The organism is Streptomyces sp. NPDC004561 (assembly GCF_053602155.1).
In genome coordinates this window covers 1-2471 of the sequence record NZ_JBSGDB010000785.1, presented here as the reverse complement: position 1 = coordinate 2471, position 2471 = coordinate 1, and the positions used below count along the sequence as shown (strand labels likewise).

General features: G+C 73.4%; 2 protein-coding genes. Both read right to left on the bottom strand.

What is annotated here, in order from left to right:
* Positions 1-155: 155 nt before the first annotated feature.
* Positions 156-971: a PaaX family transcriptional regulator gene (locus ACWEN3_RS45255; protein WP_452984119.1), complete on the bottom strand. Its 816-nt coding sequence runs from the start codon at positions 969-971 to the stop codon at positions 156-158.
* A 15-nt stretch (positions 972-986) separates the two neighbouring features.
* Positions 987-2471 (bottom strand): AMP-binding protein (locus ACWEN3_RS45250; protein WP_452984117.1); only part of this gene is annotated, 1485 nt, incomplete at its 5' end.

Sequence of the window (2471 nt, the reverse complement as noted above, 5' to 3'; positions counted from 1 at the left end):
TGGCCGACTCGCTGGCCTGGTGGTCGCAGGACATCTTCACGATGGACACCGAGAGCCTGCGGGTCCTGCTCGACTACGGTCTGCCCGCGGTGATCTACCTGGCGGTCGGGCACGGCGTCGCGATGCGGCTGCGCCGGTTCTGAGCCGGCGGGTGCTCACGCCACCCCGGTGAACTCCGCGCCCGCGTCCCGCAGCCGCTCGTGCAGCCCGCGGAACACCTGCGCCGAGCGCACCCCCGGCCAGTCGGCGGGGAGCAGCCGGGTGGGCAGCCCCGGGTCCGTGTAGGGCAGGTGGCGCCATGAGTCGAGGGCGAGGAGGTAGTCCCGGTAGGCCTCCTCGGGCGGGGTGTCCGGGCGGCGCTCCCAGGCGTGCAGGACGGGTGCGTGGGAGTCCAGGAAGCGCTCGTGCTCCTTGGCGATCGCGGCCAGGTCCCACCAGCGGGTCACGGCCTCCGGGGTGGGGGCGCAGCCGAGGTGCTCGCCGCGGAAGAAGTCCACGTACGGGTCGAGACGCAGCCGGCGCAGGGTGTGCTCGGCCTCCTCGTACAGCCGGGCCGGGGCGATCCACACCCCGGGGGCCGCCGTGCCGAAGCCCAGCCCGGCCAGCCGGGAGCGCAGGACGTGCCGCTTCTGCCGCTCCGACTCGGGGACGGAGAAGACCGCCAGGACCCAGCCCGCGTCCGCGGGCGGTGCGGTGGCGTAGATGCGGCGGTCGCCGTCCTGGAGCAACTGGCGGGCCTCGGACGAGAGTTCGTACCCGGCCGCGCCGGACTCCGTGCGGGCGGGCAGCAGCAGCCCGCGCCGTTTGAGCCGGGACACCGAGGAGCGTACGGAGGGCGCGTCCACGCCGACCGCGGCCAGCAACCGGATCAGCTCGGCGACGGGCACGGGGCCGGGCATGAAGCGGCCGTACGCGCCGTAGAGCGTGACGATGAGGGACCTGGGGGCGTGCTGGTCGGACACGTTGATCATTTTAGGTCGTCGGCATCATTGCTGGTCACCTCGGGTACGCAGCCGGAACCGCTGCAACTTGCCGGTGGCCGTGCGGGGCAGGGCGTCGAGGAAGACGAACTCGCGCGGACATTTGTAGGGCGCCAGTTCCGACGTGAGGAAGGCGCGCAGCGGTTCCGGGTCGCGCCGGGCCCCGTCGCGCAGCACGGCGTAGGCGACCACCACCTGGCCGCGGGACTCGTCGGGGCGGCCGACGACGGCCGTCTCCAGCACGTCCGGGTGCCGCAGCAGGGCGTCCTCCACCTCGGGGCCGGCGATGTTGTACCCGGACGAGATGATCATGTCGTCGGCGCGGGCCACGTAGCGGAAGTAGCCGTCGGGGTCCCGCACATAGGTGTCGCCGGTGATGTTCCAGCCGCCGCGCACGTAGTCGCGCTGGCGCGGGTCGGCGAGATAGCGGCAGCCGACCGGTCCGCGCACGGCCAGCAGACCGGGTTCGCCGTCGGGCACGGGCTGCCCGGCCGCGTCCTGGACCCGCGCCTGCCAGCCCGGTACCGGCAGGCCCGTGGTGCCGGGTCTGATGTGCTCGTCGGCGGCGGAGACGAAGATGTGCAGCAGTTCGGTCGAGCCGATGCCGTTGATGACGCGCACCCCCGTGCGCTCGTGCCAGGCCCGCCAGGTGGCCGCGGGCAGGTTCTCGCCGGCGGACACGCAGCGCCGCAGTGACGAGACGTCGTGACCGGCCAGCTCGCCCAGCATGGCGCGGTACGCGGTCGGGGCGGTGAACAGGACCGAGACACGGTGCTCGGCGATGGCGGGGAGCAGCTGGCGGGGGCCGGCCTGTTCCAGGAGCAGGGCGCTGGCGCCGGCCCGCATCGGGAAGACCACCAGTCCGCCGAGGCCGAAGGTGAAGCCCAGCGGAGGACTGCCGGTGAAGACGTCGTCCTCGCGGGGGCGCAGCACATGCCGCGAGAAGGTGTCCGCTATGGCCAGCACATCCCGGTGGAAGTGCATGCAGCCTTTCGGGCGACCCGTGGTGCCCGAGGTGAACGCGATCAGGGCGACGTCGTCCGACGCGGTGTCGGCCGCCGGGAAGGGGGTGCCCGGCGCGGGACGGCGCAGGAGGTCGTCGGGGGCGTCACCGCCGTACGTGGTGATGCGCAGCCCGGGGATCTCGGCCTTCGCCAGGTCGTCCACCGCCCGTACGTCGCACAGCGCGTGCTCCACCCGGGCGATCTCGCACACGGTCGCCAGCTCGTGCGGGCGCTGCTGGGCCAGCACGGTGACCGCGACCGCGCCCGCCTTCAGCACCGCCAGCCAGCAGGCCGCGAGCCAGGGGGTGGTGGGGCCGCGCAGCAGGACCCGGTTGCCGGGGACCACTCCGAGGTCGCCGGTGAGGACGTGCGCGATCCGGTCGACGTTGGGCACCGGCGCCAGCATGACCGGCATCTCCAGGGTGGTCCCCACGCCCGTGTAGAACTCGACGTTCACCGGCGCGCTAAGCGAGGACGAGCTGGAAGA

What these genes read in the sequence shown, in the direction of transcription:
- ACWEN3_RS45255 (WP_452984119.1), bottom strand. Translation starts at nt 971, where the DNA reads ATGATCAACGTGTCCGACCAGCACGCCCCCAGGTCCCTCATCGTCACG.